Source organism: Methanoculleus thermophilus (assembly GCF_001571405.1).
Classification (GTDB): Archaea; Halobacteriota; Methanomicrobia; order Methanomicrobiales; family Methanoculleaceae; genus Methanoculleus; species Methanoculleus thermophilus.
In genome coordinates, this window is record NZ_BCNX01000010.1 from 30,878 (window position 1) to 44,789 (window position 13,912).

At 59.1% G+C, this 13,912-nt stretch carries 14 protein-coding genes; 6 read left to right on the plus strand and 8 right to left on the minus strand.

Annotated features, from left to right (window positions below; all coding sequences use genetic code 11):
- Positions 1 to 313 precede the first annotated feature (313 nt).
- Complete coding sequence (locus tag MCUTH_RS09665; RefSeq protein ID WP_161937586.1) at positions 314 to 1,303, plus strand: cation diffusion facilitator family transporter; 990 nt, start codon at positions 314 to 316, stop codon at positions 1,301 to 1,303.
- Positions 1,304 to 1,619: 316 nt separating this feature from the next.
- Here MCUTH_RS09665 and MCUTH_RS09670 read toward each other — a convergent pair whose 3' ends face one another.
- Both MCUTH_RS09670 and MCUTH_RS09675 read right to left on the minus strand, forming a co-directional pair.
- A complete protein-coding gene (locus tag MCUTH_RS09670) occupies positions 1,620 to 2,354 on the minus strand; it encodes a phytochelatin synthase family protein (RefSeq protein ID WP_066958458.1) in 735 nt (244 codons plus the stop codon).
- Positions 2,351 to 3,133, minus strand: coding sequence for a flavodoxin family protein (locus MCUTH_RS09675; protein ID WP_161937587.1), 783 nt, complete (start codon positions 3,131 to 3,133; stop codon positions 2,351 to 2,353). The genes MCUTH_RS09670 and MCUTH_RS09675 overlap by 4 nt, the downstream gene beginning before the upstream one ends.
- Before the next feature lie 18 nt (positions 3,134 to 3,151).
- Here MCUTH_RS09675 and MCUTH_RS11765 point away from each other — a divergent pair, with 18 nt between their 5' ends.
- Positions 3,152 to 3,430 carry a hypothetical protein gene (locus MCUTH_RS11765; RefSeq protein WP_161937588.1) on the plus strand — a complete coding sequence of 93 codons (279 nt, stop codon included), beginning with the start codon at positions 3,152 to 3,154 and terminating at the stop codon, positions 3,428 to 3,430.
- A gap of 5 nt (positions 3,431 to 3,435) precedes the next feature.
- On the opposite strand, the gene MCUTH_RS09680 is transcribed toward MCUTH_RS11765, so the two are convergent.
- The 5 genes from MCUTH_RS09680 to MCUTH_RS09700 form a co-directional block, all read right to left on the minus strand.
- Positions 3,436 to 4,095: a hypothetical protein gene (locus tag MCUTH_RS09680; RefSeq protein ID WP_224732812.1), complete on the minus strand. Its 660-nt coding sequence runs from the start codon at positions 4,093 to 4,095 to the stop codon at positions 3,436 to 3,438.
- Positions 4,096 to 4,779: 684 nt separating this feature from the next.
- The gene (locus MCUTH_RS09685; protein WP_066958463.1) at positions 4,780 to 5,400 is read right to left on the minus strand and encodes an ArsR/SmtB family transcription factor; all 621 of its coding nucleotides are present in this window, start codon (positions 5,398 to 5,400) and stop codon (positions 4,780 to 4,782) included.
- A complete protein-coding gene (gene alaS / locus MCUTH_RS09690; protein ID WP_066958465.1) occupies positions 5,390 to 8,137 on the minus strand; it encodes an alanine--tRNA ligase in 2,748 nt (915 codons plus the stop codon). Before alaS ends, MCUTH_RS09685 begins: the two co-directional genes overlap by 11 nt.
- 61 nt (positions 8,138 to 8,198) lie before the next feature.
- The gene (locus tag MCUTH_RS09695; RefSeq protein WP_066958467.1) at positions 8,199 to 8,516 is read right to left on the minus strand and encodes an SWIM zinc finger family protein; all 318 of its coding nucleotides are present in this window, start codon (positions 8,514 to 8,516) and stop codon (positions 8,199 to 8,201) included.
- Positions 8,513 to 9,235: a Nif3-like dinuclear metal center hexameric protein gene (locus MCUTH_RS09700; RefSeq protein WP_224732811.1), complete on the minus strand. Its 723-nt coding sequence runs from the start codon at positions 9,233 to 9,235 to the stop codon at positions 8,513 to 8,515. Before MCUTH_RS09700 ends, MCUTH_RS09695 begins: the two co-directional genes overlap by 4 nt.
- Before the next feature lie 240 nt (positions 9,236 to 9,475).
- On the opposite strand from MCUTH_RS09700, the gene MCUTH_RS09705 reads away from it, so the two are divergent.
- The 4 genes from MCUTH_RS09705 to MCUTH_RS09720 all read left to right on the plus strand — a co-directional run bounded on the left by MCUTH_RS09705 (position 9,476) and on the right by MCUTH_RS09720 (position 13,523).
- The gene (locus MCUTH_RS09705; RefSeq protein ID WP_066958468.1) at positions 9,476 to 10,774 is read left to right on the plus strand and encodes a PEGA domain-containing protein; all 1,299 of its coding nucleotides are present in this window, start codon (positions 9,476 to 9,478) and stop codon (positions 10,772 to 10,774) included.
- A gap of 132 nt (positions 10,775 to 10,906) precedes the next feature.
- Positions 10,907 to 12,415 carry a homocysteine biosynthesis protein gene (locus MCUTH_RS09710; protein WP_066958470.1) on the plus strand — a complete coding sequence of 503 codons (1,509 nt, stop codon included), beginning with the start codon at positions 10,907 to 10,909 and terminating at the stop codon, positions 12,413 to 12,415.
- Positions 12,412 to 12,810: a 4Fe-4S binding protein gene (locus MCUTH_RS09715; RefSeq protein WP_066958471.1), complete on the plus strand. Its 399-nt coding sequence runs from the start codon at positions 12,412 to 12,414 to the stop codon at positions 12,808 to 12,810. The genes MCUTH_RS09710 and MCUTH_RS09715 overlap by 4 nt, the downstream gene beginning before the upstream one ends.
- Positions 12,807 to 13,523, plus strand: coding sequence for a UPF0280 family protein (locus MCUTH_RS09720; protein ID WP_066958474.1), 717 nt, complete (start codon positions 12,807 to 12,809; stop codon positions 13,521 to 13,523). Before MCUTH_RS09715 ends, MCUTH_RS09720 begins: the two co-directional genes overlap by 4 nt.
- On the opposite strand, the gene MCUTH_RS09725 is transcribed toward MCUTH_RS09720, so the two are convergent.
- Complete coding sequence (locus tag MCUTH_RS09725) at positions 13,512 to 13,910, minus strand: hypothetical protein (protein ID WP_066958476.1); 399 nt, start codon at positions 13,908 to 13,910, stop codon at positions 13,512 to 13,514. The two genes, MCUTH_RS09720 and MCUTH_RS09725, sit on opposite strands and share 12 nt — an antisense overlap.
- Positions 13,911 to 13,912 lie beyond the last annotated feature (2 nt).

Below are 13,912 nucleotides of genomic sequence, written 5' to 3' on the forward strand. Positions count from 1 at the left end.
AACCCGGGGCAAACGCAAAAGGGCGCATTTCTGGTCACCACGAATGTCATACGGCTGAATACAATCCTGTATCTTCAAAACCTGGACGCCAGCACGGTAAAGAAATGAGAAGGTTTGTGCAGTATGTTTATTTTACCCTCTTGTAGTGTGAGGAGACAACAGAGGCTGGCCGATTGGAACCATTCGGGAAAACTCCTGCCTTTTCATGACATATTTCATGAATCGGCGCACGACGCACCGGGTTTTCCCGCACCTTACCGGGTATCCATCACGACGGTTTCAGACAATGGCGGGCCCGGGAGACGTGTGTACTATGCTTGAGGATACAAAGAAAGATCAAACATGTAAGATGCCAGCAGAGGCCCCGACGATGCCGGAAGAACGGATCCGGCGTGTCACATTTGCACTGGTGGTCTCCATGCTCGTCAGCACGCTTCTGGGTGCCGTCGAGGTCGGCCTCTTTGTGGTCACGGGCAACCGTGCACTCCTGACCGACGGGTTTGTCAACATCGTCGGCCTTGTTCCAGGAGTACTCTCCCTGATAAGTGTCCGCCTCGGTCAGCGGCAGGCCGACTGGAAGATGCACTATGGCTACCGGCGCGTGGAGACGCTGATGCTTTTCCTCGTTGCGCTGGCAGTCTGCGGTTTTGCGATCAAACAGGCTGCGGATACGATCCTGTACCCGGCCGAGAACCTCATTCCCGAAATAGGCGCCCTCATCGCCGGGTACGCGATTGCCGCGATCGCCGTTGGACTCCTCCTCGTGCGGTATCTCTGGCGCGTGGGAAAGGAGGTGAACAGCCGTCTCCTGCTCCTGAATGCTGTGCTGCTTCAGGGCGATCTCGCCATATCCGCGATAATCTTCATCGGGGGAGTGCTGCTCATCGTCTCTCCGACCATGACGCTTCTCCAGACCGCCATTACCCTTGTTGTGGTGCTGATCATCTTCGCGTACGGGGCGAAAGAGGCCATCGACGCAGCACAGGAACTGGTCGACGCAAACCCCTCGCTCCAGGCAACCGCGCTCGTCGAGCGGATCGTCGAGGAGAATCCGGACGTTTACTTCATCGCAGAGCAGCGGATCCGGGGGTTCGGGGGCGCCCTCTCGGTCGAGCTGACCATCGAGGTGGACCCCAATGCGACCGTGCAGGAAGCGTATACACTCGCAAAGGAGCTCGAGAACCGGATACGGTCGGAGATGGACAACATCATCGATCTCCGGATCAGGACGCATCCTTCCGGGGCGTTCGTTGAAGCGGAACTGAGCGGCGATACGCCCTTTATGAGCGATATCCGGTCGTGAATGTTCCCGGCGCCGTAACACCGCCCTCTCTCGCGGAGATCCTTCAACCCCCCGATGCCGCAGAGAACCCCGGGCGGTTGTTTATTCGTTATTCTCCGAACAGAAGCAGATCCTTCGTCCTCCCGAGGATCGGCTCCGGCGACCGGCAGCGCAAATGGATGTTTTGCCGGCCCCGTCCCCGATCTGTTCGGTCGGGCGGGTGCTCGACCGCCACGAATTGATCGTAGAGGAACCGGCATCTGCCGCCTGAACGGCCGCTCCCTGCTTTGTTGCAAAAAAGGTTACCGCGAGGGAACCCGCGGTTGCTCTCCCCGCATCACCCTTCGGGCCGGAATGCAGCGGAGATGAATCCTCGCAGCTCCCCCGCATCCGAATCGACGGTGTCCATCGCCAAGAAGAGATCCTCCGTCGAGATCCAGGCAGGAGGATACTTGTACCGGGAGACGTCAAGGACCAGGAACCGGTCCGACTCTCTGTCGTACGCGGCTATCGGTGAGAAATGGCCCCCGCCCACCTGCCCGACAGCCGTCCGGAGGTAATTTACGATGATGAAATCGCCCTTCCGGGCCAGGTTCTCCGAAGCCAGTCTCCTGAACTCATCGACGCTGATCTCGTCGGCGTGGTGGACTGTCACGTTCACGCCGTACTGCTCAAGGACCGCCCCGACCTCACGCAGGAACATGCCGTTCTTTGAGACGGCCTCCGGGTCCGCAACCTCCCTGACGTCAGCCCGTTCAAAGAGATTGTCCTGGGTGAAGTAGCGGTACTCCCCAAACTCCGGCGTCTCGGGTGCGGGGACCCCAAGACCGTTGAGCACCATCACCATGCTCGCCGGACCGCAGTAAGTGAGGTGCTCCTGGGTTACAAAGTGCTCGGCAAGAAGGAAGTAATCCGCGTTTGCCGTGCTCCGAAAGAGCAGGGCCCGGCCCTCCGGAGAATCGAAGGCGATCGGGCCCTGTGGAAGGGGGCTGGGGGTAGCGGCAAGTCCCGCAAGCCAGACGACAATGACGACGCCGAGTATGATCCCGGCGGTCAACCACAACTTCTTCATGTACGTCTCCCCTCCTCCCGAACTTGAGCGCTGACGTTCATCTCCCCGGACGACCCCAGTTTCTTTGCCAGCACGTCCCCAAAACAGGTGCAATCGAGATAGCCGGCTCGCGTCCAGTACTCGAGATCCCCTGCAAGGACGCTGCCGCCGCCGATCGCGATCTTCTGCTTCATGATCTTAAAGACCTCTTCAAGGTACTCGTCGGTGGTGACGACGCGCTCCCCCGTCACGTAGGGGTAGACTTCATCGGCCAGCGCATGGGCGTCCCTCCGTGCTCCGTCGGGATCGTAGAGATGGCCGGGGAGCGACCCGTGAGCCCCGAGCGTTCCGACGGTCTTGACACCAAGCGACGTCATCATCATCCCGAGGTAGTTCTGCACTTCGGGAAGGCCGTTTCCCGCCGTGGTCGCAACGGTCACGCCGGCTTTCCCGGCGAGCCGCATCGTATGGAGCCAGGCCGGGAGGCGGTCGAAGAACGTCTTCATCTGCGCGGAGACATTGATCGTGTATACCGGGGAGCCGAGGACGATGAACGAGGCGTCCTCCATCCGCTCCTTGAGCATCGCCATGTCGTCGTGCTGATCCTGGGGACAGAGTCCTTTGCTCATGCACGTCCAGCAGCCCTTGCAGTATCGGATGGTCGTCTCGGCCGGAGTAAATATCTCGTACCGAATCGCATTGTCCTTCTCTGCCAGGCGATCGAGCATCATCTTTGTCAGGGCATAGGTATTGGAACGGTTGCCGTGGGGGCTGCCGACGTATGCAAACACTGTTGGCATGCAGAAAAACTCCAATTGATGAAATTTAATCCATGCGATTCGATCCGGCAGAGATCGGCAGCCGGAGTGATCCGGCTGCCCGGGGGCATCTCCTGTAGAGAGGATATACTCCCCGCCGATCCGCACCTGCCCCCGCCCGCCGAACATGAGTCGCCCGTCTTCGGGGCGGAGCAAGAGGACGATCTTCAGGTTCACCCGGTCCGGCCCCTGCCCGATGACGAGCGTCCGGTACGTCTACGGGGCGGCAGCCTCATCGTTCTTGCGGGAGTGCCTTCGGGCAACCGTCAAAAATGGTAAAGGGGTCAGTTCTTCCTGTTTCCCGAAATCAGCAGCAATCCTGCAATCAGCAACGCACCGCCGGCCAGGACCGGGGAGAGCGGCGACTTCTGGGTGGGGATCGGTGTCGGCGCGGGGTTCAGCGTCGCATACAGATCGACCGTCTCCCCTGCACCGGGGTACCGGTCGATCACGCCGGTATAGGCCGCGTACCCGTCCTTTGTCAGGGTGTATGTCCGGTAGGGGGTCCCGGTTGTGTAGACCTGCACCGAGAGGACACCCTGGCTGATGGTGCCCTTGACCTCGTTGTCGAACATCACCGTTGCGCCGTCGACGTTGGCGTGGACGGTGTACCAGCCGACATCGCCGCCGATCGGGGCAGGGGTCTGGACCGGGTTTAAGGTTGCGTAGAGGTCAAAGACCTCGCCCTTGCCGGGAACTCTGTTGATGTCTCCGTAGTACGTAGCGTATCCATCCATCTCAACGCGGAACTTGCTGTAGGGGGTCCCGGTGGTGTAAACCGGGACGTACAGCACGCCGCCCTGGATCTCGCCCTTGTACTGGTTGTCAAAGTAAACCTGTGCTCCATCGATGTTGCAGTAGACCGCGTACCACCCGTTGTCTCCGCCTAAAGACGGCTGAGCGCTCACGGGAAGAACAAAACAGCAGGCAACAAGTAAAACCATGAAGGTGTGGCGTAGAACGCTCTGCATAAAGCCTCCGCTTCAGTTAAAAGAACACACTGTTTACTTATAAATGCATCTATAATCCATAAGGCCAAACAGGCCTTAAAACATGATTTTATGGAATAAAAAGGAGTTTTATAGTGTTATACTTCCCACGTGCCGGAAGGCCGTAACCCAGCATATATGAGGCCATGCGCTGCAGTCCAGCGTTCCCGGAGATCACGGTATTTATTGGACGTCCGATGGACCAGGGCCTTGGTGGACTGAAATACAGGAAACCCTGAATAGTTCCCGGGAAACCGGCGATCAAAAAGGAAAAGGTCACCCACAACCTGCCCCTCTCTGGGTTGTCAGACGACACACCCTACCTCGAATGCAGGACAAACAGAGGTCGCGAAAGGATGGTGTTCGACGCAAATTGGTTTACAGTCCCATTGTTCAGACCGCTTCCGGACGTTTCAACCAAAATCAGATCAGATAGCCTTATGGTGTCATACCCCCTTCAGGCACATGTGGTGATAGACCATGTCAAAATGTTACAGTTGCGGTGCAGAGATCAATCCTAAGAAGACCCGCTGTCCGAAGTGTGGAGCAAAAGTTGAAGCAGGGAGCGGGAGACCGCAGGAAGCAGCACCTGCCAGGGGGCGGCGGTAAAGACCCCAGCACCCTTTCCCTGGATCTCTTCTATTCAATCTTCTCTTTTTGCGCCCGCGGGGAAGTGCGCCACCAGAAGTACACCTCATATATCAGCAGCGCGAGCAGCACCACGCAGGCCCCGAGGAAGAAGCCCATCACCAGGTCGTGGACCGACGACGCTCCGGCAGCAGCATCAAAAGTTGGTGCCCGGAGTACCGAGAGTTCCTCGCCGCTTCCACTGGCAGCCTTTACATCAGGCGGCACGTCTTGGAACCCCGGCATGATGACCGGGAGAAACGTCGCAAGGCTGAGGCTCGCGAAGATGGCTATCGCAAAGAGCGTCGCGTATTTCTTAAACACCGACCGCAGATCGCTCACCGGCGGGGCGATGATGAGCACCTGGTTTGCAAGGCCATAAACCTTCACCTCGCGCCCTTTCTCGCTCCACCGGGTCTCGGTAACTTCCAGAAGCCCGGCTTCAAGGAGGTTTTCTATGTGGTAGGTAGCGGTGGTGATGGGGATATTCATCCGGCGCGCAACCTCCGACGACGTCAACGGTCCGGCTCCGAAGGCCTGAATGATCGCGTTTGCCGTCTGACTCGCCATTGCCCGGGCGATCTTCTGTGCCCGCTCATCACCCGGCTGGATAATCACAACATCATTGTCCATGGAGTGCTTCTAGAATCTTGGCACGCCCGCGCTCGAGCGCCTCACCGATCCGTGAGACGTCCGATCCGGCACCCTGTGCAAGGGTCGGCTTACCCCCACCCTTTCCGCCGAGGATGCTACAGACCTCCCGAACAAGATCGGCAGCGTTCACAGCCGGTGTGCCCGAGGTCGCAACCACCCTCGCGTTTCCGTCTGCCGATACCAGGAGCGCCACGCCGCCTTCATCGGCGATGGTGGTGGCAAGCGCGACGAGTTCCTTCTGGGCCGCATCCACCTGCTTGATGACGACCCGGACACCGTCCACCGTCTCACCGGCGAGATTCTGCTTCTCAAGGTCCACCACTTTCTTTTGGAGGCGCTCGATCTCCTTCTTCTGCTCTTTCCATTCCCCAAAGAACCGAGCTACCGTCGCCGGCAGGTTCTCGGGCTGGACGCTCACCACATCGGCTGATGCCCAGAGAAGTTCTTCCATGTGCTGCACTGCCTGGACGGCAGCAATACCGGCCGCAAAGACCAGCCGCTCCACACCGTCCTGGATATGCTCAACACCGATGATGCGTATCAGGCCAATCTCGCCGGTTGTCCGGACATGGGTTCCCGCGCACGCCTGCACGTCACTTCCCACCTGCACCGTCCTGATCTCCCGGCCCGGCGGGACACCGCCCTGGTAGAGGCCGAACCCATACTTCTGCTCTGCTTTCGTCCTCTCCTCGATACGGATGTAGACCGGTATATTGGCCATGACCAGGCGGTTTGCCTCTATCTCGATCTTCCTGAGCTCATCAAGCGTGATGTGCTTGAAGTGCCGGATATCCAGGCGTGAGGTCTCGATTCCTTTCTGGGCGCCTGCCTGGTGGACATGAGCCCCGAGCACCTTCTTTGCGGCATAGAGCAGGACATGGGTCGCCGTGTGGTGGCGCATCAGCGACCAGCGGCGTTCCTCGTCCAGCACGCCTTTCACCCGATCACCCCGCTTCAAAGTGCCTCCGGTGACCCGGTGGAGTATCACCTCCCCAATCTTCGTCACCTCTTCCACCCGCACCATCGTCTCGGATGTCACCAGGGTTCCGGTATCGGACGGCTGACCGCCTCCCTCTGGGTAGAAGAGCGTCTGGTCCAGCACCGCCATCCCGTCGAAGAAGTCGAGCACCATTGCCTCGAACTCAATCTCAGTCGGGAGTTCGTAGTAGAGTTTCTTCGTCGGGGGCAGGGCTGCTGCCCGCTCCCGGTAGGGAGCGAGCGGGTCTTCCTCTTCACCCTCCTTCTGCGCCTCCGAGTGCATGTCGGCGATCTTCGAGTAAAAGTCGTCGGGGATCTCCACGACCACGTCCTCGGCGGCAGCGACATCCTTCACCATCTCGGGTGGGATGCCATGCGAGTCGTACAGGGTGATCACCTCTGAGAGGGGAACCGGAGAACTCTTTGCCTTGTAGTTCCGGGCGATCTTCTGGACGATCCGGGTCCCGCGCTCAAGGGTGTTTGCATACCGGGCTTCTTCGTTCTCCACAATCTCGCGGACCACGTCAACGTCCTGACCGAAGTTCTCGACCCCCACGACCTGCATCTGTGCTTCCACGAGGTCAGCAAGTTCTTCCTCCATCGAGAGGTCATTCATCATCCGGAGCGTCCGGCGCAGTACGAGCCGGGCGAGATACCCTTCCCGGACGTTCGAGGGGACGATGCAGTCGCCGAGCATGTAGGCGAGACAGCGTGTGTGGTCGGCGATGGAATAGACCTTCTCAATCGGGGCGACAATCCGCTCCAGCTGCTTCACCGGCACGTTGATCGCCTCAGCAACCTTCTTTCGAAGGTTGTAGAGGTTCGACCCGGAGATATCCATCACGCCGGCAAACCTGGCGCTGAGACCCATGATCTTCGTGAACTCGGGGCTATCAAGGAGGTCTTCAAGGTGAGCCGACCGCATCAAGCGGCTCACCATCTCCGGGAAGACCGCATCGTAGATCGTCGGCGAGCCCTTCGATGCCCAGACAAACCTCTCCAGGCCATATCCGGTATCCACAATCTTGAGCCGCATCGGGTAGTAGGGAACCCCGGCCACCATGACGGGCGGTTGATCGGTCTTCTGCCGTCCGAGGTTCATGAAGACCAGCGTCGCAACCTCGAGACCGCCGATGAGCACCTCAACGGATGCCCCGGCGTTTCCGCCTCCGTACCACGGATGCTCCTTATAACTGACCCGGGCGGGATCGCCGCCGATGGACTTGATGAACTCATCACAGAGGGCAACAGTCTCGTCCTTCCAGTATATCTGCTCTTCCGGGGTATTGAAGGCGTGATGCGCCATCATCTCAAAGAGCGTCAGGTGCCGCCCCGATCTGCCGACAGAGTCAAGGTCGTTTAAGCGGATGCAGGGCTGGGATATGGTCAGCGGGTTTGCCGGCGGGGGGACGACCCCGCTTGTGACAAATGGCTGGAAGTCTGCGATGGACGCGATGGTCAGATAGATGTCATCTCTCCACCGAGCGGCTACGGGATATCGGTCAAGGCGTGTATGGCCGTGCCGCTCAAAGAACGAGAGGAACGCCTCCCGCATCTCATCGACAGTATGGGGTTTGAAGACCGGGTTGCCGATGAAGTTGTACGTCACGCACGGAGCGTCGCCGCAAAACTCCTGTTCAGGGTCCCGGGTCCAGAAGGCCGCCCCGCAGCTCTTGCAGACCTTCCGCTCAAACCCTTGAGATCGGAAATAATCAAGCGTATATTCTTCTTCGAGCATTGAAAATCACGCAGCATAATTTGGTATGATTGAGAGCGATATAGTTGTTTGTGCGAAATCTTCAAACATTCCACGTGTCCTGATACCAGAGATCGTAGAATTCATATAGACCCGTCCGCTCAGCGAGGCGTACCGCAAGGATGTGCCAGCACTCGCGTCCCCGGAAGAGAAAATCGCTGCACGTACAGAAGTCGCCTTCAACAATATACTCATCACCTCTCCCAACTACGACGAAGAAATCGCGATAACGCTTCACTCGACCTTCGTCAACGGCCCCAAGCGCCTTCCTTCCCCGCTCGCCATAGACACGCTCGATGCAGGCACGAAATTCCGGCGTCAGCACCCGGTCCTGCTCGATCTTTTGCCAGATCCCCCTCATGGAACTACCACAACATGGGGCGGATCAGGGATATAATGCCACCCCATGCGGGATGCAAGTGCCTCCATGGCAGGTGCTTCGAGCGCATAGTGAGTGGCCTCAAGACAGGGTATGGGAGACGCACGGGCTACGCTGTGCTTCAGTTCCGCCGAGAGGAAGGCCTCTGCGCCGAGGTCGACGGCCTCCCGGATCAGATCGGGATCAAACCCGCTGCCGCCCACGATCGCCAGGCGGCGGATTCTGTCGATCTCACCGTAAACCCGGATTCCCCCTCCCGGAAGGCGACGGGCGATCTCTTCCGTATCAAGAGAGCAGTCGCCGACAAGCCCGACCGTCATCCGCTCTGTCGCGGAGAGACCGAGTCTTGATGCCAGAACGTCGTTGACGCCGCCTTCGGCACGGTCGAAGTTTGTGTGCATCACATAGAGGTTCATCCGGGAGGCAAGGATGGTCCGGAGCAGGTGCGAGACCGGCCCCCTGACCACCGTGATCGGGTGCCAGAGAGGCGTATGATGGACGACCAGCATATCGGCGCCGGCGCGAGCGGCAACCTCCACCACACGCTGTGTGGCGTCGAGCGCACAGCAGACGGTCCCGATCTCATCCTTCCCCTCGACGACGAGACCAATCTTTCCGGCATCATACTCTTCAGCCAGTTCGGGCGGAGCAACCTGCTCCATCGTGGCGACAAAACTCCGGATATCCATGCAGTACTTCATGTGAATCTCACCTGATAAAAAGGTGGACGAGGGGTGCCGAAGAATGGGGGCTCGATCATGTTTCTGCCCGGAAGGTTTTTCAACGATGGGGATCTTGCACATCCGATAACCTCAGGTGATTTTTAAAGATAAGAATAGCCAATATCGGTGAAAAACAAACCAGATTCCATATGCAAAATAGGAATTTTTATAAGCAAAACTGCCGATAATCGACTATATTTTTGTTAAAGGAGATGGATTATGCTGAGATCCTTTATCATCGGAATGACACTCCTCGTTCTCTGCGCCGGCGTCCCGGCCGTCTCTGCAGGCTTAGGAGGAGATCAAGGATGGTACCGTGTCCACTGCAACATCGACGGTGCCGATGTCTACTTTGACGGACAGTACAAAGGTACCACGTATGGAGGATGGGTCGACATACCGGTCTATACCACCGCATCACCTTACCACACCATCCGGGTCGAGAAGAGCGATTACCAGACCTACTCCGGCAACCTGCCTTCGGGACCCACGGCTGGCGAGACCGTGAATGTCTATGTGACGCTGCAGCCGGCCCAGACCGTCGGTTCGATCTCTGTCTCATCGAACCCCTCCGGTGCGGCCATCTACTTAAACGGGAACTACCGCGGGGTGACTCCGCTCACGATCAAGGACCTCGCTCCCGGGACCTACTCCCTTGAAGCCGAGCGTTCGGGCTACAACTCCGACCACGCCACCGTCACGGTCAGGTCCGGGCAGCAGTCGGAGATACGATTCACCCTGACACCGATCCAGCAGTACGGATCGATCGAGATCACATCCGTCCCCTCCGGTGCCTACGTCTATATGGACGGTGTCTACAAGGGTCGGACACCCCTGACGCTCACGAGTGTCTCGGCAAAGAGCCATATTATCGAACTTGATCGTGCAGGCTACTACGACTGGAAATCGACGGTCACCGTGACCCCCGGGGTCACCCGCTACGTCGACGCCCGACTGACGCCCCTCCCCTCAGAGTCTACCGGGGCTATCGACGTGGTCTCCTACCCGGCAGGGGCGGACGTCTTCCTTGACGATAAGTACCAGGGGAAGACCCCCTCGGCAGGGGTATACACGATCTCGAATGTCGCGGTCGGGTCCCATACCCTGAGAGTCGCTCTCTCCGGATACCAGGACTACATAACAACGGTCTCCGTCAGTGCAGCAACCACGAGCCATGTCACCGCGGCCCTCCAGCCCGGCCAGCCAGGCACGACCGGTTCCATCGCGGTCACCTCATCCCCCTCAGGCGCTGATGTCTACATCGACAACGTGTATAAGGGCATCACCCCTCTGACCGTCGATGGTATTAGCCCCGGCAACCATGCAGTCAGGGTGGCGCTTGCCGGCTACAGCGACTGGTCGACCAACGTCCAGGTTGGCGTCGGAAGCATCGCCTCTGCCTCGGCATCGCTCTCCACCGTCCCGACCCAAACACCCAGTGCAGGCATAGCGCCATTTGCTGTTATCGGGGCACTTGGAATTCTCGGACTCTTTACTGCCCTGCGCAGGCGCAATTAAACCCAACTCTTTTTTCTGAAATACTCGTGGTGTGTTCCGTTCGATCTCTGCTGTAGTATCTGTATACCTGACCGGATATTACCTAAAGTAATAATCAACACCTATAAATATTCTAAAATTGAATATACGTCCATGGAAAAGTCCCTGGACCTCATCAATGCCCGGATACGCGACGGTAGTGCACGGGTCGTTACCGCCGACGAGATGCCGGGTATCGTCGACGAATTGGGAGAGGAAGGAGCACTGGCGGAGGTCGATGTCGTCACGACCGGGACGTTCGGGGCAATGTGCTCCTCCGGCGCCTTCTTCAACTTTGGACACGCCGACCCCCCTATTCGGATGGAACGTATATGGCTCAACGACGTTGAGGCATACGCAGGAATCGCTGCGGTCGACGCCTACCTGGGCGCAACTCAGGAGGCCGAGTCCAAGGACCAGCCGTACGGCGGCGCCCATGTCCTCGAAGAACTCGTTGCCGGGGGTACCGTCGAACTGCGAGCGACCGCCCACGGGACAGACTGTTACCCGCGCCGGAGCATCACGACAGAGTTGCTGCTTGAGGATATGAACCAGGCAATCATGGTCAACCCGCGAAATGCCTACCAGTGCTATAACGCAGCGACGAACACGACGGATCGGACGCTCCACACCTACATGGGAACTCTCCTTCCGCGGTGCGGCAACGTCTCCTACTCCGGTGCAGGAACCCTCTCACCGCTCGCAAACGACCCCACCTTCCGGGTCATCGGGAGCGGCGTCCCGATCTTCCTTGGCGGGGGAGAGGGCATGATCATCGGAGAAGGCACCCAGCACTCGGCGGGCACCGGGTTTGGAACCCTGATGGTGGCCGGGGATATGAAGCAGATGCGCCAGGAGTTCCTGCGTGCAGCGGTGATGAACGGCTACGGAGTAACGATGTATATCGGCGTCGGCGTCCCGATCCCAGTGCTCGATACCGAGATCGTCCGGAGGACAGCGGTACGCGACGAGGATCTCATGACCAGTATCGTCGATTACGGCACGCCCCGGCGAGATCGGCCGGTGCTGGCAAGGGTCAGTTATGCCGACTTAAAGAGCGGATCCGTCGAGATCGGCGGCGAGACGGTCAGGACGTCGTCGCTCTCCAGTTACAGGAAGGCCCTGGAGGTAGCACGGGAACTGAAGGCCTGGATCGAGGCGGGAAAGATGGAGCTTGCTCTTCCCACCCGGCGGATCGACCCGGCGAAACGTGTTAGACCCATGCGGGAGACCGCCGTGACCCCCCGCGTCCGCGACATCATGAACCGGCAGGTGATCAGCGTCACCGAGGATGAGGAGATCCAGGTTGCGGCAAAGCGGCTGCTGAGAGGCGAGACGAACCATCTCCCGGTCCTTGACGGCAACGGCACGCTTGTAGGAATCATCACCACCTACGACATCTCAAAGGCGGTGGTGAGCGACGGGCGGCTGCGACTGGTGAAAGATATCATGACCAGAGAGGTGATCAAGACGAGCCCCGACGAGTCGGTGGATATCGCCGCTCAGAAACTGGAACATAACAACATCAGCGCCCTCCCGGTGGTGGACGCGACGAACCGGGTGGTCGGCATCCTCTCGGCGATCGATCTCGGGAAGCTCTTCGGCGGGAGGCGGCGACGATGAAACTCCTGCTGACGTTCTCCCGAAAGGGAAGAGGCGACCCGGGAAGAGAGCCGGTGATTGCCCGGGTGGTGAAGGAGACCGGGGTCCTCATCAACGTCGAGAAGGCCAACATCGACTCGATGGCAGGCGAGGTGCTGATCGACGTCCCGGATGGCGATGCGGAGAGGGTCCAGCGGCGTCTCGAGGAGCTCGGCGTCTCGGTCCGCGTGATGGAGAATGCCATCGTCCGCGACGAGGAGGAGTGCGTCGACTGTGGGGCATGCATCAGCATCTGCCCTCAGGAAGTCTTCTCATTCGACGAAGAGTGGAAACTCCGCGTGCGTTCTGAACGGTGCGTTCTCTGCGGCAAGTGTATCCAGGCATGCCCGCACGGAGCCCTCTCGCAACAAGGATGATCCGGGAACATTTTGAGTTTCGGCAGACGATCACGACGATCCTTGCGGACGATCCCCGGCATGTTGAGACGGCAAAGGCCGGGATGATGGCCGCCAGACAGGAGATCGAGCGGCAGATCTCCCAGGATCCTTATTTTGCGACAACATTTGAGCCCTACGCCCCGAAGAACCCGGGAAAGACCGTCGGGCGTATGGTCCGGGCCGCAGAGGAGGCCTCTGTCGGGCCGATGGCGGCGGTGGCAGGGGCCATTGCCTGGGCGGGGGTAGAAGCGATGATTGCGGATGACGCGATGTTTGCCCTCATCGACAACGGGGGGGATATCGCCCTCGTAAGCGATCGCGAGGTGAAGGTTGGGATTTATGCAGGGGCATCACCGCTGAGCGGGCAGATTGCGTTCCAGATACCACCCCGGAAAGAGATCCTCGGCATCTGCACCTCGTCGGCGACGGTAGGGCCGTCGATCAGTCTAGGCATCGCCGATGCCGTGACGGTCTTTTCCGACGACGTCGCTGCCGCAGATGCCTGGGCGACGGCGATCTGCAATCAGATTAGACCCGACGATACCTCCATCCTCGATAACCTCTCTACGACCAGTATCACGGGTGTGCTCGCCATCATCGGGGATGCGGTCATCCGCTGGGGAGACCTCCCCCGGATTGTGCGGGCGAGGGTGGACGAACGGCTGATCACCGCCGGTCGATCACCCGTCTAGAGGATCTTCGAGATACCTGACCATCTCGGCGTATGCACCCTTTCCTTCGAACCGTGCGAGCGTCCTCTCACCGTCGGTGATGGCAAGAACCGGGCTCCCATCCACCACGCCGAAGATGACCTCGTAGATATCGATCTCGTCGATGACCAGCCCCCGGAGAAGGTCCGAGGCCGCGTGGAGCTGCAGTCGCTCCATGATCAGGTCGTCCGGCGTCTCCCGGAAGAAGTAGTAGAAGACCTGGTAGGCGTTGAGGAGATTCGAGGATAACAACGCCCCTCGGGTCTCTTCATCAAGCGTATCGAGGTTCTCTGCAAGGAGTTCATCGTCGTCGTCGCTCGCCTCAAAGAGTTTCTCGGCAAGGTCCGCCAGTTCCGCGTAATTGACCATAC